The following is a 22152-nucleotide window of genomic DNA, read 5'->3' on the forward strand; positions in this document are numbered from 1 at the left end:
CGCCCATGAAGATCGTCATCGCCCCGGATTCCTTCAAGGAAAGCCTCTCTGCCGCTGGCGTTGCCAGCGCCCTGGCCCGCGGCCTGCGCCAGGCCCTGCCGCAGGCCGAGCTGGTTGAATGCCCGCTGGGTGATGGCGGTGAAGGCACTCTGGACGCCGTACTGGCCGCCACCGGTGGCGAGGTGCGGCAGGCGCAGGTGACCGGGCCCCTGGGCGAGCCGGTAAAGGCTCGCTGGGGTTGGTTGGCCGAGCAGCGTACCGCCTTCGTCGAGATGGCCAGCGCCAGTGGCCTGGAGCTGGTGCCCAAGGCTCGGCGTGATGTGCTGGCGGCTACCTCTCGCGGCACTGGCGAGTTACTGCGCGCGGCGCTGGACGCCGGCGCCGAGCGCCTGGTGTTGGCCATCGGTGGCAGCGCCACTAACGATGGCGGCGCGGGCCTGCTGCAGGCGCTGGGCGTACGGCTGCTGGATGAACAGGGGCAGGAATTGGTGCCCGGCGGTGCGGCCCTGGCGCAGTTGGGGCGGATCGAACTGACGGACCTGCATCCCCGGCTGGCCGACGTCGAGATGATCATCGCCGCCGACGTCGACAATCCCCTCTGCGGCCCCCAGGGCGCCAGCCACATCTTCGGCCCGCAAAAGGGGGCCTCACCCGACCAGGTCCGCCAGCTCGATGCAGCCCTGGCGCATTTCGCCACAATCACCGCGGCTATCCTGGGGCGCGACTTCAAGGACCAGCCGGGCGCGGGTGCCGCCGGTGGGGTGGGCTTCGCCGCCCTAGCATTTCTCCAGGCGACCTTCCGCTCCGGTATCGAGGTGGTAGCTGAGCTGGTGGGGCTGGAGGCGGCGCTGCAGGACGCCGACCTGGCACTGACCGGGGAAGGGCGGTTGGACGGCCAGACCTTGAGAGGCAAGACACCCGCTGGCGTGCTGCGCCTGGCTCGCCGCCACGGGGTACCGGTGGTGGCCGTGGCGGGTTCGCTGGGTGAGGGGTACGACGCCCTCTATGACCAGGGCCTGATGGCGGCCTTCAGTCTGGTACCGGGGCCGCTCAGCCTGGACGAGGCGCTGACCCAGGCCGAGGTCTTGCTGGAGCGGACCGCCCGCGATATCGGTCGGCTCTGGGCGATGGCAAGACGCTGAAGCCAGGGCCTTTGGCCGCTGGTCTGCCCAGGTGTCGCGGCTGGCAGGGCCGCGGGATTTGCCTCATGCTAGGCGTCCCGCTCCCGACCGACTGCCGCGATGATCCCGTCTGCCATCCTGCGTAACGGCCTGTTGTCCACCTTGCTGCTGTTCGGGCCGCTATGTTCCGCCGAGGCCGCCATCCCCAGTCTCAAGCCCGCCAACACCTGCGTACGCAGCGCCTTCGTGCTGCGTTGCCAGGATCGGCAGGGCGGTTGGTACGGGGTGGCGGTGCAGGGCAACGACACCCTGATGCGTGGTTTCGATCCGGTCTCCGGCCTGACCTGGGCCCAGACCAGTACCCGGCTGGGGCGGCTGCAGTTCTTCAGCGGTCTCACCAGCGATGGCCAGGTCTGGCTGGGTCGTACGCGCCAACTGGGCTGGAACGTGATCAGCCGCTTCTCCACCTCCCAAGGCGACCGCGCCCGCACCAGTTGCAACCGCGTCGCCGGGTGCGAGTGGCGCTAGGCGAGTGCCTGGTCGGCCGTCTGGTCGTCCAGGAGCACCCGATTGCGTCCCGCATGCTTGGCGCGATAGAGCGCGGCGTCGGCACGCGCCAGGGCGGCGGACCAGGAGTCGCCTGGCTCGAGCAGGGCGATGCCGAAGCTGGCGCTCACCTGCTCGAGTTGCGGATGGCTGGCGGTGAAGCGGCTCGGCACCCCGGCGCGCAGGGCATCGATCAGCTGGTAGGCGGCGTCGCCGCTGAAACCGGGCAGCAACAGGACGAATTCCTCGCCACCCAGGCGGCCGGCCAACCCCTGGCTGCCCAGTGCTTCACGCAAATGCAGGGCGAAGCGGCGCAACACATCGTCACCGGCGGCATGGCCAAGGCGGTCGTTGATCGCCTTGAAATGATCGAGGTCGGCGATGGCTACCGCCAGCGGTTGCTGCCGCGCCGCGCCTGACAGCAGCGCCTCGGCCTGCTCTTCGAGTCCGCGCCGGTTGAGCAGCCCGGTGAGCGCATCGGTACGGGCCTGGCGGCGCAATTCGGCGGCGAGATCGGCCGATACGATCAACAGCGTCAGGATGCCACTGCCGATCATGCCCGTCGGCGTCCCGATCGACAGCACCATGATGAAGACGTCATTACCCAGCGTCCCGCCCGGTCGCGCCAGCCAGGCGGTGATTCCGACGCTGATGATGTAGAGGCCATAGAGCAGCAGGTAGCCCTGCAGGATGCGGGCGGTGCCCCGGGTACGGCGTAGGGTCGCCAGCACGATGGCGATCATCAGGGCATCGACCGCGGCGGTGCCGATCCGCGAGAAGGTGCGCCACTCCGCGAGCTGGCCGTACCAGACGGCGGTGATCAGCAGCAGGGAAAGGAGCCAGCAGCCGATGACCAGCCGGCTATCCCGCTGTACCCGCAGGCGGAAACCCCAGGCCAGCAGGGCAAAACTGGCGATGGAGGCATGGCAGGCCAACATGGCGAGCAGCCCTTGCTGGGCGACCCACAGGCTGCCAGCGATGCGCAGGCCGTGGCCGACGGCGGCGGCCATGAACGAAAGGGCCCAGAGCGCCACGTGCCGCTGCAGACCGAACTCGCGCCAGGCGACGAGCAGGCTAGCGCCGAACAACAGGCTGATGACCACGATGCTGGAAGAGGTGACTAGGGTGTAAAGCATGACAAGACCGTGCGGTGGCGTTCGCTATTCAGATTAATCCTACAAATGACCAGAACCGTCCCGCGACTGACCGAGCGGTGCCGGGCGGTGGGTAGGCGGCCAGGTTGGGCAGCGCGCTTTATCGAGCGCCTCGGTCGCCAGTCCCAGGGCACCTCAACGGCGCCCCGAGGGCTTGGATAGGGCGCTGACGGGCGCAGGCCTGGCGCCGCTCAGTCCCTGGGCGCCGCCACCTTGCGGATGGCCACGCGGCGTGGCTTGAGGCCGTTGCCCGGCGTGGCGGGCTCCGCCACGGGCTGCAGCCTGGCGCGTGCGGCGTGCAGCTTCTTGTAGCTCTCGATCAGCCGCAAGTGCCGGTCGAGGCCTTCCAGTTTCAGGCTGGTGGGCGTCAGACCGTGGAAGCGCACGCTGCCGTCCACCGAGCCCAGCACCGCGTCCATCCGTTCGTTGCCGAACATGCGGCGGAGGTTGGTCTCGTAGTCGGCGATCTGCAGCTCGTCGTCCAGCTCGATTTCCAGCACGGCGTTCAACGCCTGGTAGAAGAGGCCGCGCTCGACGGTGTTGTCGTTGTACTGCAGGAAGGCTTCCACCAGCTCCTTGGCGTCTTCCAGGTGCTGCAGGGCGAGGTTGATCAGCAGCTTGAGTTCCAGCAGGGTGAGCTGGCCCCAGACGGTGTTCTCGTCGAATTCGACGCCGATCAGCGTGGTGATGTCGGTGTAGGCATCCACCTCGCTCTCTTCCAGGCGTTCGAGCAGCGCGGCGAGACGGCTGTTGTCCAGGCGATGCAGGTTGAGGATGTCTTCACGGAAGGCCAGCGCCTTGTTGGTGTTGTCCCAGATCAGGTCTTCGATTGGATAGATTTCCGAATAACCCGGCACCAGGATGCGGCAGGCCGGGACGCCCAGGTGCTGGTACACCGCCTGGTAGACCTCCTTGCCCTGGGCCGCCAACAGGCCGAACAGCGTGGCAGCCTCCTGGGCATTGGCGTTTTCCCCCTGGCTGGTGAAATCCCAGTCGACGAAGGCGAAGTCGGCCTTGGCGCTGAAGAAGCGCCAGGACACCAGGCCGCTGGAGTCGATGAAGTGCTCGACGAAGTTGTTCGGCTCGGTCACCGCCTGGCTTTCGAAGGTCGGCTGCGGCAGGTCGTTGAGGCCTTCGAAGCTGCGGCCCTGGAGCAGTTCGGTGAGGCTGCGCTCCAGCGCCACTTCCAGGCTCGGATGCGCGCCGAAGGAGGCGAAGACGCCCCCGGTACGCGGATTCATCAGGGTCACGCACATCACCGGATACTGGCCGCCCAGGGAGGCGTCCTTCACCAGGACCGGGAAGCCTTGTTCCTCCAGCCCCTGGATGCCGGCGACGATGCCGGGATAGCGCGCCAGCACCTCCGCGGGTACGTCGGGCAGGCAGAGTTCGCCCTCGAGGATTTCCCGCTTCACCGCCCGTTCGAAGATCTCCGACAGGCACTGCACCTGGGCTTCGGCCAGGGTGTTGCCCGCGCTCATGCCGTTGCTGAGGTAGAGGTTCTCGATCAGGTTGGAGGGGAAGTACACCACCTTGGCGTCGGACTGGCGCACGAAGGGCAGGGCGCAGATGCCGCGTGCCACGTTGCCGGAGTTGGTGTCATGGAGGTGCGAACCGCGCAGCTCGCCGTCTGGGTTGTAGATCGCCAGGCAGTAGGGATCGAGGATGCCCAGCGGCAGCTCGTCCTGGCGGCCCGGCTGGAACCAGCGTTCGTCCGGATAGTGCACGAAGGGCGCGTTGGCGATCTCTTCGCCCCAGTACTGGTCGTTGTAGAAGAAGTTGCAGTTCAGCCGCTCGAGGAACTCGCCCAGCGCCGAGGCCAGGGCGCTTTCCTTGGTCGCGCCCTTGCCGTTGGTGAAGCACTGCGGCGACTGGGCGTCGCGGATGTGCAGCGACCAGACGTTGGGCACGATGTTGCGCCACGAGGCGATCTCGATCTTCATGCCCAGGTCGGCGAGGATGCCCGACAGGGTGGCGATGGTCTGCTCCAGCGGCAGGTCCTTGCCCGGAATGTAGGTACGGGTGTCGCCGTTGCCACTGGGCATCAGCAGCGCCTGGGCGTCGGCGTCGAGATTGGCGACTTCCTCGATGACGAACTCGGGACCGGTCTGCACCACCTTCTTCACGGTGCAGCGGTCGATGGATCTCAGGATGCCCTGGCGATCCTTGGCGGAGATATCGGCGGGCAGCTCCACCTGGATCTTGAAGATCTGCGCATAGCGATTTTCCGGGTCGACGATGTTGTTCTGCGACAGCCGGATGTTGTCGGTGGAGATGTTCCGCGTCTGGCAGTAGAGCTTGACGAAGTAGGCCGCACAGAGCGCCGACGACGCCAGGAAGTAGTCGAACGGACCGGGCGCGGAGCCGTCGCCCTTGTAGCGGATCGGCTGGTCGGCGATTACCGTGAAGTCGTCGAATTTGGCCTCGAGACGCAGGTTATCGAGGAAATTGACTTTGATTTCCATGCAGGATTACCACGAAGAAGAAACGATTTGGTGTGCATTATCCGGACAATCGGCGCTTGGGGATACGCCTTAGCCCGCCGCGCCCCGGCCCGACGGTAGCGCCACCCGGTCGAGCGGTTGCCGGGCTTCGGGTAGAATCGCCGGCCCTCGGGCCGCTTGCCCGCTGCCAGTAGACAAGGAACCCGCCGTGCTTTCATCCCAGGTCATCATCATTGGCGCCGGTGCCGCCGGGATGCTATGTGCCATGAGCGCCGCCGCGCGCGGTCGTCAGGTGTTGCTGATCGACCATGCCAGCAAGGCCGGCAAGAAGATCCTCATGTCCGGCGGCGGGCGCTGCAATTTCACCAATCTCTATGTCGAGCCGGCCAATTTCCTGTCGCAGAATGCGCACTTCTGCAAGTCGGCGCTGGCGCGTTTCACCCAGTGGGATTTCATCGCCCTGGTCGCCAAGCACGGCGTGCCCTATCACGAGAAGAAGCTCGGCCAGTTGTTCTGCGATGGCAAGTCCAGCGACATCCTCCAGCTTTTGCTGGACGAATGCGCCCAGGCCGGGGTGGACCTGCGCCTGGACACCTCGGTGAGCGAGATCACCCGGCTCGACGAAGGTGGCTATCGACTGCAGACCAGCCTGGGCCCGCTGCGTTGCGAGTCCCTGGTGATCGCCACCGGCGGGCTGTCCATCCCGACCCTCGGCGCCACCGGCTTCGGCTATCAGATCGCCCGCCAGTTCGGGCACAGCGTGCTGCCGACCCGTGCCGGCCTGGTGCCCTTCACCTTGACCGATCCGCAGCTCAAGGCGCTGTGCGGCGAGCTGTCCGGTACCTCGGTGGAGGATTGCCGGGTGAGCTGCAACGGCCAGAGCTTCGTCGAGAACATCCTCTTCACCCATCGTGGCCTCAGCGGCCCGGCGATCCTGCAGATTTCCTCCTACTGGCAGCCCGGCGATACCGTCAGCATCGATTTGCTGCCGCACCTGGACCTAGCCGTCTGGCTGGCCGAGCAGCAGCAGGCGCGCCCCAACAGCGAATTGAAGACGCTCTTGGCCGAGCTGTTCACCAAGAAGATGGCTGGCCTGCTGGCGGAGCTGTGGTTCACCTCCAAGCCGCTCAAGCAGTACACGCCGGGCGAGTTGAAGACCATCGCCGAACGCCTGAGCGACTGGCGCCTGGTGCCGGCCGGCACCGAGGGCTATCGCACCGCGGAGGTCACCCTGGGCGGCGTCGATACCCGCGAGGTGTCGTCCAAGACCATGGAGTCGCTGAAATCGCCGGGGCTGTACTTCGTCGGCGAGGTGCTGGACGTCAGCGGTCACCTGGGCGGCTTCAACTTCCAATGGGCCTGGGCCTCCGGCTACGCCGCCGCCCAATACGTTTAGCGCCCCGCGCGACAGGCTCAGCTACAGGCGAAGGCGAGCACGCGCCCTAGCATGGCGTCGCAGCCATCCAGCTGGGCCTGGGTGACGAATTCGTCGGGCTTGTGCCCCTGGGCCATGCTGCCGGGGCCGCAGACCACCGTGGGAATGCCGGCCGCGGCAAAGAGGCCACCCTCGGTACCGAAGGCCACGGTGCCGAAGTCCCGCGAGCCGCAGAAGAGTGCGATCCACTCGGCCGCCGCGCTTTCGGCGGCCGTATCCAGGCCGGGATAGCTCGATAGCTCGGTGAAGCGGATGGCGCTCTGACCGCTGATGGCGCGCATGGCCGGTAGCAGCGCGTTCTCCGCGTAGGCCTGCACCTGGCGGATCACCTGGTAAGGGTCCTGTGCGGGCAGGGCGCGAATCTCGAAGTCGAAGGTGCAATCCTGGGGCACGATGTTCAGCGCCTTGCCTCCGCCGATCAGCCCGGTCTGCACCGTGGAGAAGGGTGGATCGAAGCGGACGTCTTGTCGGTCGGCCGCCTTGAGCGCCTCGCCCAGCCGGCCAAGTTCGACGACCAGGCGCGCGGCGTATTCGATGGCGTTGACACCCTGAGGCGCATAGGCCGAATGACAGGCCGCGCCCTGCACCTGGCAGCGCATGGCCACCTTGCCCTTGTGCCCGAGCACGGGCTTGAGTTCGGTGGGCTCGCCGATGAGGCACAGCAACGGCTTGACCGGGCGCTGGGCCAATTGGTCGAGCAGGCTGCGCACCCCCAGGCAGCCCACCTCTTCGTCGTAGGACAGCGCCAGATGCAGCGGGCGCCGCAGGGGCGCGCGGCAGGCCGCGGGCACCAGGGCCAGCAGACCGGCCAGATAGCCCTTCATGTCGGCGGTACCGCGGCCATAGAGCTTGCCGTCGCTTTCGCTGAGTTCGAAGGGGGGACGGGTCCAGGCCTGGCCATCCACCGGCACCACGTCGGTATGGCCGGAGAGCACGATGCCCGGTACGTCCGCCGGCCCCAGGGTGGCGAAGAGATTGGCCTTGGTGCCCTCGGCGTTGTGGATCAGCTCATAGGGTACGCCGAAGCCATCCAGGTAGCCGGCGACGAAGTCGATCAGCGCCAGGTTGGATTCGCGACTAGTGGTGTCGAAAGCCACCAACCGCGCCAGCAGTTCGCGGCTGGTGCTCATCGGTCGTCTCCCGGCACGCCATAGCCCGGGGCGAGATCGGGTCGCACCGCCCGGTCGAGATAATCCTGCAACTGGGGCTGGTAGGCGCGCCAGAGGTCGGCTAACTGGCCGATGGGATCGGTCTCGGCCCAGTCGACGCGCAGATTGACGATGGGCCAACTCGGCTCGCCCACTACCAGCAGCGCCGCCGAATGCACCGGGCCAGCCTCGCCACCCGCGGCCATCGCCGTCTGCATGGCCAGTAGCAAGCGCTCGGCGAGGGCGCCCTGGCTGCCTTGGAAGCTGTCCACCAGCGCATCCACCACCGCCGTATTCGCCAGCATGTTGCCGGCAGCCACGCAGTCCCGACCGCTGCGGGCGTGGTGGATGCCCAAAGTCCTGGCGCCGCTATGGTGGGCACTGCGCCCCTGGGCGTCGATGACGGTCACCTGGCGGTAGTCGGCGTAGCCGTCGCTCGCCAGACTGGCGGCCAGGGCCGTCTCGGGTGCCAAGCCCTGCGCGAGTCCCTCCAGGGTGCGCGGCCCGAGGGCGGGCAAGGTGATGTTCTGCGAGCTGACGGCGCCGATCCCCGGTTGCAGCCAGGGGCAGCGGGCACCCACGGCGATGCTGGAGGAGCTGATGGCGATGCCGAATTGACCGGTCGCGGCGCAGCGGGCGGCGATGGAAAAGGTCATGGCACGGCCTCAGTCGGGAATCACGGCGATGACGTCGATCTCCATCAGCCACTGCGGCTGGCCCAGGGCCGAGACCACCAGCCCAGTGGAGATGGGGAAGACGCCCTTGAGCCACTTGCCGACCTCCTGGTACACCGGCTCGCGGTAGCGCGGGTCGATCAGGTAGGTGGTGGTCTTGACGATATGGCTGAGGTCGCTGCCGGCTTCCTCCAGCAGTTGCTTGACGTTCTTCATCGCCTGCTCCGCCTGGGCGCGGGGATCGCCCAGCCCGACCAGGTTGCCCTCGAAGTCGGTGCCCACCTGGCCGCGCACATAGACGGTGTTGCCGGCGCGCACCGCCTGGCAGAGGTCGTTGTCCAGGGTCTGGTTGGGGTAGGTGTGCTTGGTGTTGAACATGCGGATACGGGTGTGGGTCGGGGTAGCCATGGGGATGCTCCTTGTTTCGAAGTAGGTTGGGTTGAGACGGCTTTATCGTCGAAGCCCAACATTGCCGGCCTTCGGGTCGACGTTGGGCTTCGCTGGCGCTCAACCCAACCTACGCGCCTGCAGGGGTTGGGCGGTCGTCTCGACGCCGGGGCGGTACTCCTGATACCGGCGCTGGATGGCGATCTGGTCGGCCACGTGGCGGGCGTCGTGCCAGCAGCCCCAGATGAACGCCGAGCCGCGGCGACTGAGCCAGGGCAGGCCGACGAAATAGATGCCCGGCTCGGCGCCAACGCCGCGCTGGTGTTTGGGCTTGCCGTTCTCGCCGAAGGTGTCCACCTGCAGCCAGCTGAAGTCGGTGGCGTAGCCGGTCGCCCAGATCACCGAGGTCACGCCGGCGGCCTTGAGGTCCAGCGCCTTGAGTGGTTCGCGGATGCAGGCGGCGTCGGGCACCCGCTCGCGGGCCGCAGGTTCTTCGGGCAAATCCAGGCCATGGCGAGCGGCATAGGCATCGGCGGCGTCGAGCAAGGCCAGGTAGTTGGCATCGCCGGCGTCGAGGTTCTGGTTGAGGTCTGGCCGGAAGCGCACCACACCCTCGCTGAAGGTGTCGGTGAGGCCCACCAGGGTCATGCCGGCCTGGGCCAGGCGGCGGAAGTCCACGGTATGGCCGCCACGGGCGCCGCTGACGGCGATGGTCACGTGCTCGCGGCCCGGCTGCATGGTCTCGGTGTCCCACAGGCCGAGTACGCCCAGCCACCAGCAAAAGTCACGCCCGCGATAGGCCCGCGGCGGCCGGTCGTGCGGGCCGACGGACAGATAGACGCGCTTGCCGGCGAGCAAGAGTTCCTCGGCGATCTGCACCCCCGAGGAGCCGGCGCCGACCACCAGCACCGCGCCGTCCGGCAGTTGCTGCGGATTGAAGTACTGGGCGGAATGGATCTGGTAGAGCTCCTCGTCCTTGGGCGCAATGGCCGGGATGACGGGTTTCTGGAAGGGGCCGGTGGCCACCACCACCCGCTGCGCGCTGAGGTTGCCTGCCGAGGTCTCGACCAGGAAGCCGCTACGAGCCTCGTGCCGGCATACCCGGGTGACCGCGACGCCGGTACGGATGGGGGCGTCGATCTGCCGTGCATAGGCCTCGAAGTAGGCGGCGATCTCGTCCTTGCCGGGGAAGCTGTCCGCCGGCGTCTGGAATTCCAGGCCGGGGAAGCGGTCGTGCCAGGCCGGGCCGTTGGCCACCAGGGAGTCCCAACGGCCGGTACGCCAGGCTTCGGCGATGCGGTTCTTTTCCAGCACCAGGTGTTCGATGCCCAGGCGGCCCAGGTGCTCGCTCATGGCGACCCCGGCTTGGCCGGCGCCTATCACCAGGGTGTCGATAGCGGTCGGTAATGCGGTCATGACGGTACCCTTCGGCCGCTCCGCAGGGGGCGGCCGTCATCTAAGCAGGAGGAGGGCGGAGCGCGGGGCGCCGCGGTGATCAATCCAGTACGGACGGGTCCTGCTGGATCATCAGTTCTTTCATCTCGGCGAAGTGCTGCTCGGAAAAGTCGGTGATGCCTTCCCAGGCCCGTGCGGTCTTCTCGGCGACCTCGTCGGACAGCACCTTGAGCGGCTGGCCGGTGGACCAGGCGGTGACCAGGATTTGGCAGGCGCGCTCCAGGGTCCAGATGTCATCGAAGGCCTGGCCGATGGTGGGGGCGATCACCATGACGCCGTGGTTGCCCATCAGCAGGCGCTGCTTGCCGTCGAGCAGCCCGGCAAGGCGCGCGCCCTCGGCCTCGGTGTCGGCCATGCCGCCATAGAGTTCGTCTACCGCGAGACGGTTGAAGTAGCGCGCGGTGTTCTGGTCGATGGGCGGGACCTCGGGCTTGGCCAGGCAGGCCACCGCCGTGGTATGGACCGGATGCAGGTGCAGCACCACCCGCGCCTCCGGCAGACGACGATGGATCTGCCCATGGATCGACCAGGCGGTGGTGTCCACGTCCGGCCGCTCAGCGCCCTGGGGATCGTCCGCGTCCAGCAGCAGCAGGTCGCTGGCACGGATGCGCGAGAAGTGCTTCCACTTGGGATTGATCAGGAACTGCTTGCCGTCGGCGGAGACGGCGGCGCTGAAGTGGTTGGCGACGGCTTCGTGCATGCCGAGGTGGGCGATGATGCGAAAGGTCGCTGCCAGATCGATGCGCAGCCGTTCCTCATGAGAAGGTGCCATGGTCGTGACTCCAAAGGGGGCGTCCCAGCCGCGGGGACGCCTGGTTAGAACTTAGGGCTTGGGCATCAGGGCGGCGATATCCGCCTCGGTGGGCGCCTGGAAGTTGTACTTCTTCAACAGCGCGGCGTACTCGGGGGTGGCGCTGTACTTTTTCAGCGCCTCGACCAGGGCATTCTTCACCTCGTCGTTGCCCTTTTTCACGCCGAAGCCGTTGAGCACCGGGTAGATCAGGGTGTCGGAGGAGATCACCACGCGATTGCCGAGCTTTTCCACCAGGCCGCGCGCCACGGCGGCGTCGGTGATCTGCGCCTCGACGGCCTTGGACAGCAGCGCCTGGGTGGTCTGGGGATCGGTGCCGTATTCGCTCACGGCGATGGGCTTGAGACCGTTCTTCACGCAGTACTCGTCCGACAACTTGTGCAACTGCTGCAGCCAGGAGGTGGCGCCCATGGAGCCGATCTTGTGGCCGCAGAAGTCTTCCGGTTTCTTGGGCTGATAGTCGCTGCCCTTTAGCGCGATGATGGCCTCGCCGCTCTTGAGGTAGGGGATCATGTCGATCACCTTGAGGCGGTCGGCGGTGATGTACATCGACGAGTTGGTGATGTCGAAGCGACCGCCCTGCAGCCCGGTGATGAGGTTGGGGAAGCGGGTGTCGAGGGTTTCCACGCTGCGGCCCATGATCTTGCCCAGGCCATCGACGAATTCGATGTCGAAGCCGGCCGGCTTGTTGTCCTGCACGTATTCGTAGGGGAAGAAGGTCAGGTCGGAGCCGGCGATGAGCTTGCCCGGCTGCAGGAAGTCGGCCGAGGCCAGGCTGGAGGCCAGGGCCAAGGTAGCGCCCAGCACGGTGGTGGTGAGGCTTCGAATCGAGGCGCTGCTGAATCTTTGCATGGCGGTGCTCCTTGAGGGGATGGGAAAGATCAAACGGCGGCCTGGTCGAGCCCGGCCTGTTGGACGAAGAAGGAGGCGCCGCGTGGCTTTTGCGGCAGGCGCACGCTGTTGGCCACGCTGCGCACCAGGCCGCTTTCCCGGCCTGCTACCAGCACGCCGGCGTGTTCGCTGGGCAGCGGGTTCTCGCCGAAGGGCAGGGCGTCTTCGGCGGCGTAGACGCTGATGAACAGGGTGCGCGGCAATTCGGTCTGGTTGGGGCTGGAGGCGTGCAGCAGGCGGGTGTGCATGAAGCACACCGAGCCAGCCGGGCCGAAGCAGGCCACGGGTTCGCCGCAGTGTTCGGCCACCACGCTGTCGTCCACCGATCCGGTGAAACGACCGTCTTGCCAGTGCGACCACAGCGGACCCTTGTGGCTGCCGGGGATGACCGTGAGCGGACCGTTTTCCGGGGTCACTTCGCTGACCATCAGCAGCGCGGTCACCACGTCATCGTTGCTGTGCGGGGTGAAGAGGAAGTCCTGGTGCCACTTCACCTGGGTGGCGGTGTGCGGCAGCTTCGAGTTGATCTTGCTGTGGTGGAAGCGGGTGCCGCTGCCACCGATCAGTTGGGCCGCGACCTGGGCCATCCGCGAGGCGAAGGCGACCTGGCGATAGGCCGAGGAAATCTCGGTGGGCGAGCTGACCCGGCGCAGGGAGGGGTGATCGGGCCGATGGTCCAGCTCCACGTCGAAGCGTGCCCGACCGTCCTGGGTCTCGCCCCACGCCTCGGCGTGGCTGCGGCTGTCTTCCACCCAGCGCTCGAAATCGGCCTGCAGCGCGGCGATTTCGTCGGCGCTCAGCAGGTTCTCGACTACCAGGTAACCGTTCTTGTGGAAACTATCCAGTTGCGCTTGCTCGATCATCTCTGTTCTCCAGAAGCCAAGGGTGGGGGTCAAGCCAGGGACACGTCTTTGAGGAAGGCCTCGACGCGTGGGTGCTGGCCGTTACGCAGTACCTGGGGCGCGTCGTCGCAGACCACGCGGCCCTTTTCCATGAAGACGATGCGGTCCGAGACCTTGAAGGCGAAGTTCATCTCGTGGGTGACGATCACCATGGTGATGCCCTCCTGGGCCAGGGCCTCGATCACCTGCAGCACCTCGTTGACCTTCTCCGGGTCCAGCGCCGAGGTGGGCTCGTCGAAGAGCATGATCTGCGGCCGCATCATCAGCGCCCGGGCGATGGCCACCCGCTGCTGCTGGCCGCCGGAGAGCTGGTGCGGATACTTCCAGGCGTGGTCGAGCATCCCGACCTTATGGAGCAGGGCGTAGGCCTGCTGCTTGAGCGCCGCAGGGGTATCCAGGCGGTGATAGCGCGGAGCGAGCAGCAGGTTGTCCAGCACCGTGAGGTGGGGGAAGAGGTTGAAGCTCTGGAACACCATGCCGATGTCCAGGCGATGCTCGGTGTGCTCGACAAAGCGCGGTTTCTGGGCGCCTTCCTTGCTCAGGTGGATGAACGGCTGACCATTGATGCGGATCTCGCCGTTGTCCAGTTGCTCCAGGCCGTTGAGCAGGCGGATCAGGGTGGTCTTGCCGGAGCCCGACGGGCCGATCACCGACACCACTTCGCCCGGCTGGATCTGCAGATTGACCGAGCCCAGCACCTCGACGTCGTTGTAGGCCTTGTGCAGCCGGGCGGCCTGCAGCGCCGGGATGGCCGCGTCCCATTGCGGCTTGGCGCTTGCGGTAGAGGCCTGGGTGGCCAGGGCCAGCACCTGCTCATCGGGGGTACGCACCACCTTGCGCTGGGTGACGTCGAGGAAGCGCTCCAGGCGTTTGAGCAGGAAGTCGAATACCGTGACGATCAGCACGTAGTAGAAGGCCACCGCCACCATGGTCTCCATGACCAGGAAGTTCTGCGAATACAGCCGCTGGCCCACCATCAGGATCTCGGTCAGGGAGATCACCGACACCAGGGAGCTGAGCTTGACGATGGAGATGTATTCGTTGGCCAGCGACGGCAGCGCCACCCGCAGCGCCTGGGGAATGACGATGCGCCACTGAGTGCCGAGAAAGCGCAGCCCCAGGGCCCGCGCCGCCTCGCCCTGGCCCTTGGGGATCGACAGCAGGCCACCGCGGTGGATTTCGGCGACATAGGCCGTCTCGCTGATGACCAGGCCGATCAGCCCCGCCCAGAAGGGATCGGCCAGGACCACCGAAGTCGCCGGCACCGCTTGCGGCAGGTTGTAGATGAAGATCAGCAGCACCAGCAGCGGCACGCTGCGAAAGAACCAGATGTAGCCACGGGCGGGCAGGCTAAGGGCAGGATGCCGGGACTGCTTCGCCAGGGCGATGAAGAAGCCCAGCGCGATGCTGATGATCCAGGTAAGGGTGCTGAGTTTGATGACCGTCCAGGTTGCCAGCCAGAATTGAGTGTCGCCGATGAGGCTGAACATGTAGTTCCAGTCGAAAGTCATCGTGAAAACCTGTCGCCGTTCATTGGAAGAACAGGACCGAAGAGGTAGGCCCGGTCGCTGTAATTACAGAATTGGCAATTGACGGACTTATCGTCAATTAACAAATTACGGGCCTCTGTATAGGAGTTGCCTATGCAGAAAGGTCGGTCGAGCAAGTGCCTTTTTTATATGCCCCGATACGGGGCAAAGTGCCGCCACCAGGTGCCGGATTGCAGGATTTTGGTGCACTGGCTAGCGATAGCTGCAGACCGTGCCTGCTGGATTTTCAAGGGCTTGGCTAGGGCGTCAGGCAAAGGGCGGCTGCCTGGCATGGCTTTCGCTTCGAAGGCTAAGGCTATGCAGAATTAGGCTCTGCAGTGATTTTTCCTATAGGAAATCCGTGACCCATTTTACGCTCAGGCAACTTCGTTACTTCGTCGCCGTGGTCGAGGAAGACAGCATCGTCGAAGCGGCGCGACAACTGCATATATCCCAGCCGTCGATATCCGTCGCCATCAAGAATCTCGAAGAAAGTTTCGAGCAGAAGTTGTTCGTGCGCCATCACGCCCAGGGCGTTTCCCTGACCGCCAGCGGGCGCCGCCTCTATGAAAAGGCCAAGGAGTTGTTGCGGCTTTCCTATGAGCTGGAGCAGAACGCCCGCGCGGAAAGCGAGATGGTCTCGGGCACGGTGGCCGTCGGTTGTTTCGAGTCCGCGGCGCCGCTCTATCTGCCCAAGCTGGTCGCCGGCTTCAAGCGGCTCTATCCGGAAATCACCATCCAATTGCACGACGGCGAACAGCACGAATTGATGCACGGGGTACACCGTGGGCGCTTCGACCTGGTGTTCCTCTACGACCTGGAACTGGGTGATTCCATCACCAAGGAAAAGCTCAACGCCCCGCACAAGCCCTATGCCTTGCTGCCCATCGCCCATCCGCTGGCGCGCAAGAAGGCGGTGACGCTCAAGGAGCTGAGCCGCGAGCCCATGATCCTGCTGGACGTGGTGCCCAGCCGTAACTACTTCATCGATATCTTCAAGGAAAAGGGCTACCACCCCACGGTGGCCTACAGCTCGCCCTCCATCGAAATGGTGCGCTGCATGGTGGGGCAGGGGCTGGGCTTTTCCGTGCTGGTCACTCGGCCAACCACCGACATCACCTACGACGGCAAGCGCCTGGCCCAGGTCAACATCCACGACGACATGCCGGCCTCGACCTTCATCATGGCCTACCTGCGCAACAACGAGCCGACCAAGGCCACGCGGCTGTTCATGGATTACTGCCGCAGCGTGGATCTTTCGCCGCTGGCGCCGGAGCAGGTAGCCGCTGGCTGAGAGGAGTGGATAGCCGCCGCCCGAAGGATTTCCTACTCCGGCTTGGTCCCGATCTGTTCGCGCAACAGCTGCAAATAGCGCCGGGCCCCCAGGCCCTGGGGGCGGTTCTTGATCCAGATGACGTCGATCCAGCGGCGGATTTGGCTGGCCATGTTGTCGAACTGCACCTGTTCCAGAAGCCCGGCGGCGATCAGCGGCCGCACCAGTGGATGGGGCAGATAGGCCCAGCCCAGCCCGGCCTGCACCAGGTCGAGGGTCGCCAGGTAGCTATCGGTCAGCCACACCCGGTGCGACAGCACTATCTGCGGGTCCGAGGCGTTGCGGTCATCGCCGGCCGCCACGATCTGGCGGGTATCAGCCATCAGCGTCTCGCCCAACGGATGGCCCGCGCGGGTCGAGGGATAGCCGGGCGCGGCCACCGCGGTCAGCAACTGGCTGCCGGCCTCGGCGAAGCCCTCGTGTTCGTCGATGCCCGGGCGTTCGAAGATCAGCGCCACGTCCACGCTGCCTTCGTGCAGCAAGCGGATCGCCTCGGTCCGCGCCGCCGAGCGGATCTCGATCTCCAACGCTGGGAATTCCTCGGCCAGGGTGGCGAGCGGCCGGCTCCAGGCGCCGGTTTGCAACTCGGGCGCCATCACCAGCACGAAGCGGCGCTCCAGGCCCGCATGCAGCTGCAGGGCATGGGCGTCGAGCAGATTGAGTTGGCTGGCTACCTGGCGTGCCTGGGGTTCGAGGGCGCGGGCCGCGGGCGTCGGCAGTGCCTTGCGGGTAGCGCGGTCGAACAGCACCAGATCCAGTTCCGCCTCCAACTGAGAGATGGCCATGTTGACGGCGGAGGGCACCCGGCCAAGCGCCCGGGCGGCTGCAGAAAAGGAGCCCTCGTCGATCACGGCGAGGAAGACCCGGAGCGTTTCGCTGGTGAAAGCCATGGTTGTCAGTTTCGTTGATAACGATCGTCTTTTTGTATCAGCCAGGGGCGCTTAGAGTCCATCGAAACAGCGAGGGAGCGCAGTTCGCTATGTTCGAGGCGATGACGGGCCAGGTGGCCTTGATCAGTGGCGCGGGGAGTCGATCCGGCATCGGTATGGCCATCGCCCAGCGTCTGGGGGCCGCCGGGGCGAAACTGATCGTCACCGCCAGCAGCGCGCGGATCAGTGAGCGTGTCGAGGAACTCAAGGAAGCCGGCTGCGCCGTGGAGGGCAGGGCGGTCGACCTCACCGAGGAAGCGGCGGTCGTCGATTTCGCCAAATGGGCCGAGGCCTGTTGGGGGCGTATCGACATCCTGGTGAACAACGCCGGCATGACCATGCAGGGCAGTCCCGAGCCTCTGGCCGAGGTGGCGCACCTGAGTCTTGCCGAGTGGAACCTGTCCCTGGCACGGAACCTGACGTCTGCCTTCCTGCTCACCCGGGCGGTCCTGCCCGGCATGCAACGGCGTTGCTACGGTCGCATCGTCCATGTCAGCTCCGCGACCGGCACCCGCGCCGGTAATCCGGGCGAGGCGGGCTATAGCGCGGCCAAGGCTGCCTTGATCGGCCTGAACATGAGCCTGGCCCTGGAAGTGGCCGGCCAGGGCATCACGGTCAATGCCGTGGCCCCCGGCTGGATCGCCACTGGCTCCAGCCTGCCGCAGGAACTCCGCGCGGCGACCCGGGTGCCGGTCGGGCGTGCCGGGCGCCCCGACGAGGTGGCTGCCGCGGTGGCCTTCCTGGCCTCGTCCTCGGCGAGCTACATCACCGGTGAATGGCTGGTGGTGGATGGCGGCAATAGCCGTATCGAAAACAAAGGAGCCTGATATGCAGCCAGTCGTGTTGATCACGGGCGTCTTGGGTGGCATCGGTCAGGCCACGTGCGCGCAATTCGCCAACGACGGCTGGCAGGTTTTCGGGACCGATCTCGATGCCGCGGCCTTGGCTGAGCTGCAGGCCGGCGGGGCGTTGGCCGGTTGCCACGCCGCGGACCTGCGACGAGCCAGCGCCGCCCAGGAGGTGGTCGCGGCCGCGCAGGCAACGCTCGGGCGTCTCGATGCCCTGATCAATTGCGCTGGTGTCTGGCGGGAGGGCCCGGCGGAGAGTGTCAGCGAGGAAGACTTCGACTTGGTGCTGGACGTCAATCTCAAGGCGACCTTCTTTCTCTGCGCGGCCGCCATTCCGGCACTGCGCGCCACGCGGGGTGCCATCGTCAATATCAGCAGCGATGCTGGACGCCAGGGCAACCGCAATGCCGCCGTCTACTGCGCCAGCAAGGGCGCGGTGACCCTGATGACCAAGGCGCTGGCGTTGGACCTGGCGCCCAGCGGCGTGCGCTGCAACTGCATCTCGCCCGGCGATGTGGCGACGCCCATGCTGACCTTCCAAGCCGAGCGCTATGGCAATGGCGATCCGGCCGGCTATCTGCAGGAGTTGCTGGCGAAGTATCCGCAAGGTGAGGAGGCGCGTTTCATCCAGCCCGAAGAGGTCGCCGAGCTGGCCTTTTTCCTGTGTCAGCCTGCCGCCCGCTCCATCACCGGGGCGGACCTGGCCATCGATTGCGGCGTGTCGGCTGGCCATTGAGCCGGCTCGTACAGTCCCTTAGCGCAGAGGATCTTTATGACCACCAGTGGCATCAACGAGGCGGCTGTCGAGACGTTCACCGCCCGCGAGCGTGAGCGTTTCCTGGCGCGCAACCCCAAGTCTCTCGCCCTGGCCGAGCGGGCGCGGCACTCGTTGTTCGGGGGCGTGCCCATGCACTGGATGAACGACTGGTCGATGCCCAGCGCCCTTTTCGTCAGCCATGCCCAGGGCGCGCGTTTCTTCGATGTCGATGGGCACGAATACGTCGATTTCTGTCTCGGCGATACCGGCAGCATGTTCGGCCATTCGCCCGCGCCCATCGCCCGGGCCTTGGCCGAGCAAGGCGCACGCGGCCTCACCACCATGCTGCCGGGCGAGGATGCGGTGGTTGCCGGCGAACTGCTCACCGAGCGCTTCGGCTTGCCGTTCTGGCAGGTGGCGGCCACCGCCACCGATGCCAACCGCTACGTCATCCGTTGGGCGCGCGCCATTACCGGGCGTAAGGTGCTGCTGGTGTTCGACGGCTGCTACCACGGCACCGTCGACGACGTGATGGTGCGCCATCAGGACGGGCGCACCGTGCACCGGGGTGGCCTGATCGGCGAGGTGCGCAACCTCGCCGAGACCAGTCGCGCCATCCCCTTCAACGACGTCGCGGCCCTGGAGGCGGCGCTGGCCCAGGGCGACGTGGCCGCCATCCTCTGCGAGCCGGCCATGACCAACATCGGCATGGTCTTGCCGGCCCCCGGTTTCCTGGACCAGGTGCGCACGCTGAGCCGCAAGCATGGCACCCTGTTGATCATCGACGAGACCCACACCCTGTCCACCGGCCCGGGCGGCTGCACCCGGGCCTGGAACCTGCAACCGGATTTCATCACCTTCGGCAAGCCCATCGCCGGGGGGGTGCCCTGTTCGGCCTATGGCTGCACCCACGAGATGGCCCAGGCGATGCGCCTGGCGCAACAGCACGCCAGCGAGACCAGCCATGGCCACAGCGGCATGGGCACCACGCTCTCGGCCAACGCCCTGGCCATGCGCTGCCTGCGAGTGAATCTGGAAGAGGTGATGACGCCTGCGGCCTATTACACCCAGATGCTGCCGATGGCCGCGCGCCTCGCCAGCGGCTTGCGCGAGCTGATCGCCCGCCATGGCCTCGCCTGGTCGGTCACCGAGCTGGGCGCCCGCTGTGAATTCCAGTTCTGCGCCACACCACCCACCACCGGCGCCGAGGCCGAGGCGGCCTTCCATGACAGCCTGCAACAGGCGCTGCACCTGTATCTGATCAATCGCGGCATCCTCATCACGCCGTTCCACAACATGACCCTTTGTTGCCCGGACATTCAGCTGGCGGATGTCGACCGGCTGCTCGTCACCCTCGACGGGGGCCTTACCGAGCTGCTGGCACTGCCGGGTGCCAGGGTCTGACCGCACACGAGATATTCATGAGATTCGCCGATCCCCAGGAAGCCCGTAGCTTCCTCGCTGCCCATCCCGAGGTGCGCAGCATCGAATTGCTGCTGATCGACGCCAACGGCGTACCCCGCGGCAAACTGTTGCATCGCGACGAACTGCTGGCGATCTACGAGCAGGGCAGGCCACTGCCTAGCTCCATCCTCGCCTTGACCCTCCGGGGCGAAGACGTCGAAGCCACCGGCCTGGTCTGGGAGGTGGCCGACGTCGATTGCTGGACCTATCCATTACCCGGCAGTCTGACCCTGCAACCCTGGCGCAGCAGCCCGACCGGACAGGTGCAGGTGAGCATGCACCCGACCCACGGCTTGCCGGCGACCCCTGCCGATCCGCGCCATGCGCTGGTGCGGGTGATAGAGCGCCTGCAGGCCGATGGTTTCCAGCCGGTGATGGCGGTGGAGCTGGAGTTCTACCTGCTCGACCGCGAGCGCGACACCCAGGGCCGCCCGCAACCGGCGCTGCAGATGAATGGTGCCCGTCCGGGAGCGCCGCAGGTCTATGGCGTCTATGAACTGGAGCAGTTGCAGCCCTTTCTCGACGATCTCTATGCCGCCTGCGAGGTGCAGGGGCTGCCGGTGCGCACGGCCATCTCCGAGTACGCCCCCGGCCAGCTCGAACTGACCCTGGAGCATCGCTTCGATGCGCTCCAGGCCATCGACGAGGGCATTCGCTACAAGCGCCTGGTCAAGGGCGTGGCCAACCGCCATGGCTTGCAGGCCTGCTTCATGGCCAAGCCCTTCGGTGACCAGGCCGGCAGTGGTCTACACCTGCACCTCAGCCTGGCCGATGCCGCTGGCAACAACCTCTTCGCCAGCGAGAACCCGCAAGGCACGCCGCTGCTCCGCCATGCCATCGGCGGCATGCTGCACCGGTTGCTGGATTCCCTGGCCATCTTCTGCCCCAACGCCAATTCCTACCGGCGCTTCCAGGCCAACAGCTACGCGCCGCTGGCCAAGAGTTGGGGCGTGAACAATCGCAGCGTGTCCCTGCGCGTGCCGGGCGGTCCGGCGAGCAGCCGCCATGTCGAACACCGCCTCTGCGGCGCCGATGCCAATCCCTATCTGGCCGCCGCTGCCATCCTGGCGGCCGCCCATGAAGGCCTCTGCGACCGGCGCGACCCCGGTCCCGCCATCGTCGGCAACGGCTACGCACAGGCCAGCGAATACCTGCCTACCGACTGGTTCAGCGCACTCCAGGCCTTGGAGCGTTCCGCCTGGGTCCGGGAGGCACTGGGCGAGCGTTTCGTCGAGGTCTACCTCGCCATCAAGCGTGAGGAATATCGGCAGTTCATGGCGGAGGTGGGGGAGCAGGATTGGCGGTGGTATCTGACCTATGCCTGAAGGGCGCAGACGTTCACCATGCCAGGTTCTGTACGAAAAGTCGCCGAGCGAAGGTCAGGCGAGGCCTAGGCGGCCCCGCGAAATGAGGCGTTCATATTCCTGCTGTGATAAGTTGTATAGGATCCAGATTGACTATCGGCAAGCAGCGCCCAAAAAAATTAATGTGAGAGCCCATAATGAGTAACGATCTGCCGTTCTTTGAACGCCCTGACCTCTCACCATATTTGGTGCATCTGACCCGGAGGTCTAGCGAAGATAAATCTTCAGCCTTTGAAAACCTGGTATCAATACTTTCAAGTGGGCGAATAGAAGGCAGCACAACAACAAAAGGATTTATTAAAGGTAGTAATCCAGCGGCTTGCTTTATGGATATACCTCTAAGCTCACTCAAGTACGTGCTAAATGAAGCGAACACGGATCCTTCTAAACTCAGGTATGAGCCCTATGGGATTGTCGTTACCAAAAAAACCGCATATAAAAAGGGCTGTCGACCAGTAATTTATCTGTCAAACGCTGAGATGAAGCAGCTTGGAATTTCTGACGATGAGAAATGGCGCGTAGTCCGCTTGGAAAATGTAGACGGTACAGGCATTAACTGGATCCATGAGCGAGAATGGCGATGTAAAGGTAGTTTTCAAATCCCTGAATCGCCTATCGCTGTTTTGGTAAAAAATAGTAAAGAAGCGGCGCGACTTCAACAAGCCATATCAAAAAACAAGCGTAATTTAAAAAGTATACCTAGATCAATAATTCCATTGAGTATTTTGTGCCAAGGTTTGCCATATATGGCGTAATTGGAGGGACTGTAATTGAAGCGGATAGATTAACATTGAGCTAAAAATTTCTGGTCGATGCTGTAGGGATGTGCCGCCTATCGCCACCGGCTTCTATCGGCCAATTGCAGTCACTCACATCACTCAGAGTGACCACCCAGTAGGTACCACTAGCCGCCGGGGGGAGCCTGCCACTCGGCTCTTGCTCCAAATAGGTTAGGCAATC

The 22152-nt window shown here is 65.4% G+C and carries 20 protein-coding genes; 9 read left to right on the forward strand and 11 right to left on the reverse strand.

The window, feature by feature from the left end:
* The first annotated feature begins 5 nt into the window (after positions 1–5).
* Entirely contained in the window at positions 6–1142 is a 1137-nt protein-coding gene (locus FAZ11_RS08965; protein WP_058789417.1) for a glycerate kinase, read from the forward strand.
* Positions 1143–1241: 99 nt separating this feature from the next.
* Positions 1242–1649: a hypothetical protein gene (locus FAZ11_RS08970; RefSeq protein ID WP_137279184.1), complete on the forward strand. Its 408-nt coding sequence runs from the start codon at positions 1242–1244 to the stop codon at positions 1647–1649.
* Here the strand turns inward: FAZ11_RS08970 and FAZ11_RS08975 are convergent.
* Both FAZ11_RS08975 and FAZ11_RS08980 read right to left on the reverse strand, forming a co-directional pair.
* Positions 1646–2803 (reverse strand): GGDEF domain-containing protein, encoded by a 1158-nt coding sequence (locus FAZ11_RS08975; protein WP_137279185.1) that lies wholly within the window; start codon positions 2801–2803, stop codon positions 1646–1648. The genes FAZ11_RS08970 and FAZ11_RS08975 overlap by 4 nt on opposite strands.
* 209 nt (positions 2804–3012) lie before the next feature.
* Complete coding sequence (locus FAZ11_RS08980) at positions 3013–5286, reverse strand: OsmC domain/YcaO domain-containing protein (RefSeq protein ID WP_137279186.1); 2274 nt, start codon at positions 5284–5286, stop codon at positions 3013–3015.
* 187 nt (positions 5287–5473) lie between these two features.
* Here FAZ11_RS08980 and FAZ11_RS08985 point away from each other — a divergent pair, with 187 nt between their 5' ends.
* Entirely contained in the window at positions 5474–6661 is a 1188-nt protein-coding gene (locus FAZ11_RS08985) for a BaiN/RdsA family NAD(P)/FAD-dependent oxidoreductase (RefSeq protein WP_137279187.1), read from the forward strand.
* A 17-nt stretch (positions 6662–6678) separates the two neighbouring features.
* Here FAZ11_RS08985 and argE read toward each other — a convergent pair whose 3' ends face one another.
* The 8 genes from argE to FAZ11_RS09025 form a co-directional block, all read right to left on the reverse strand.
* Positions 6679–7830, reverse strand: a complete 1152-nt coding sequence (gene argE, locus FAZ11_RS08990) for an acetylornithine deacetylase (RefSeq protein ID WP_137279188.1) — start codon at positions 7828–7830, stop codon at positions 6679–6681.
* Complete coding sequence (locus tag FAZ11_RS08995) at positions 7827–8504, reverse strand: DUF1028 domain-containing protein (protein WP_058771863.1); 678 nt, start codon at positions 8502–8504, stop codon at positions 7827–7829. The genes argE and FAZ11_RS08995 overlap by 4 nt, the downstream gene beginning before the upstream one ends.
* A 9-nt stretch (positions 8505–8513) precedes the next feature.
* Complete coding sequence (locus FAZ11_RS09000; protein WP_058771864.1) at positions 8514–8930, reverse strand: RidA family protein; 417 nt, start codon at positions 8928–8930, stop codon at positions 8514–8516.
* Between the two features lie 99 nt (positions 8931–9029).
* Positions 9030–10325, reverse strand: a complete 1296-nt coding sequence (locus FAZ11_RS09005) for a flavin-containing monooxygenase (protein ID WP_058771865.1) — start codon at positions 10323–10325, stop codon at positions 9030–9032.
* Between the two features lie 79 nt (positions 10326–10404).
* Positions 10405–11136, reverse strand: coding sequence for a class II aldolase and adducin N-terminal domain-containing protein (locus FAZ11_RS09010; RefSeq protein WP_058771866.1), 732 nt, complete (start codon positions 11134–11136; stop codon positions 10405–10407).
* A 51-nt stretch (positions 11137–11187) separates the two neighbouring features.
* Positions 11188–12027, reverse strand: a complete 840-nt coding sequence (locus FAZ11_RS09015; RefSeq protein WP_058771867.1) for an ABC transporter substrate-binding protein — start codon at positions 12025–12027, stop codon at positions 11188–11190.
* A 29-nt stretch (positions 12028–12056) separates the two neighbouring features.
* Positions 12057–12929 carry a phytanoyl-CoA dioxygenase family protein gene (locus FAZ11_RS09020; RefSeq protein WP_058771868.1) on the reverse strand — a complete coding sequence of 291 codons (873 nt, stop codon included), beginning with the start codon at positions 12927–12929 and terminating at the stop codon, positions 12057–12059.
* Between the two features lie 29 nt (positions 12930–12958).
* Positions 12959–14479 carry an amino acid ABC transporter permease/ATP-binding protein gene (locus FAZ11_RS09025; protein ID WP_058778277.1) on the reverse strand — a complete coding sequence of 507 codons (1521 nt, stop codon included), beginning with the start codon at positions 14477–14479 and terminating at the stop codon, positions 12959–12961.
* 379 nt (positions 14480–14858) lie between these two features.
* On the opposite strand from FAZ11_RS09025, the gene FAZ11_RS09030 reads away from it, so the two are divergent.
* The gene (locus FAZ11_RS09030; RefSeq protein WP_058763006.1) at positions 14859–15791 is read left to right on the forward strand and encodes a LysR family transcriptional regulator; all 933 of its coding nucleotides are present in this window, start codon (positions 14859–14861) and stop codon (positions 15789–15791) included.
* 32 nt (positions 15792–15823) lie between these two features.
* On the opposite strand, the gene FAZ11_RS09035 is transcribed toward FAZ11_RS09030, so the two are convergent.
* Positions 15824–16720 (reverse strand): LysR family transcriptional regulator, encoded by an 897-nt coding sequence (locus FAZ11_RS09035; RefSeq protein ID WP_058768797.1) that lies wholly within the window; start codon positions 16718–16720, stop codon positions 15824–15826.
* An 89-nt stretch (positions 16721–16809) separates the two neighbouring features.
* Here FAZ11_RS09035 and FAZ11_RS09040 point away from each other — a divergent pair, with 89 nt between their 5' ends.
* The 5 genes from FAZ11_RS09040 to FAZ11_RS09060 all read left to right on the forward strand — a co-directional run bounded on the left by FAZ11_RS09040 (position 16810) and on the right by FAZ11_RS09060 (position 21947).
* Positions 16810–17586, forward strand: a complete 777-nt coding sequence (locus tag FAZ11_RS09040) for an SDR family NAD(P)-dependent oxidoreductase (RefSeq protein WP_137279189.1) — start codon at positions 16810–16812, stop codon at positions 17584–17586.
* A 1-nt stretch (position 17587) separates the two neighbouring features.
* Positions 17588–18343 carry an SDR family NAD(P)-dependent oxidoreductase gene (locus FAZ11_RS09045; protein WP_058789427.1) on the forward strand — a complete coding sequence of 252 codons (756 nt, stop codon included), beginning with the start codon at positions 17588–17590 and terminating at the stop codon, positions 18341–18343.
* A gap of 36 nt (positions 18344–18379) precedes the next feature.
* Positions 18380–19768 carry an aspartate aminotransferase family protein gene (locus FAZ11_RS09050; RefSeq protein ID WP_058771873.1) on the forward strand — a complete coding sequence of 463 codons (1389 nt, stop codon included), beginning with the start codon at positions 18380–18382 and terminating at the stop codon, positions 19766–19768.
* A 17-nt stretch (positions 19769–19785) separates the two neighbouring features.
* Entirely contained in the window at positions 19786–21153 is a 1368-nt protein-coding gene (locus tag FAZ11_RS09055) for a glutamine synthetase family protein (RefSeq protein ID WP_058771874.1), read from the forward strand.
* 176 nt (positions 21154–21329) lie between these two features.
* The gene (locus tag FAZ11_RS09060) at positions 21330–21947 is read left to right on the forward strand and encodes a DUF2971 domain-containing protein (protein WP_137279190.1); all 618 of its coding nucleotides are present in this window, start codon (positions 21330–21332) and stop codon (positions 21945–21947) included.
* The last annotated feature ends 205 nt before the right edge of the window (positions 21948–22152 follow it).

The organism is Pseudomonas rhizoryzae, from assembly GCF_005250615.1.
In the GTDB taxonomy this organism is placed as follows: domain Bacteria; phylum Pseudomonadota; class Gammaproteobacteria; order Pseudomonadales; family Pseudomonadaceae; genus Chryseomonas; species Chryseomonas rhizoryzae.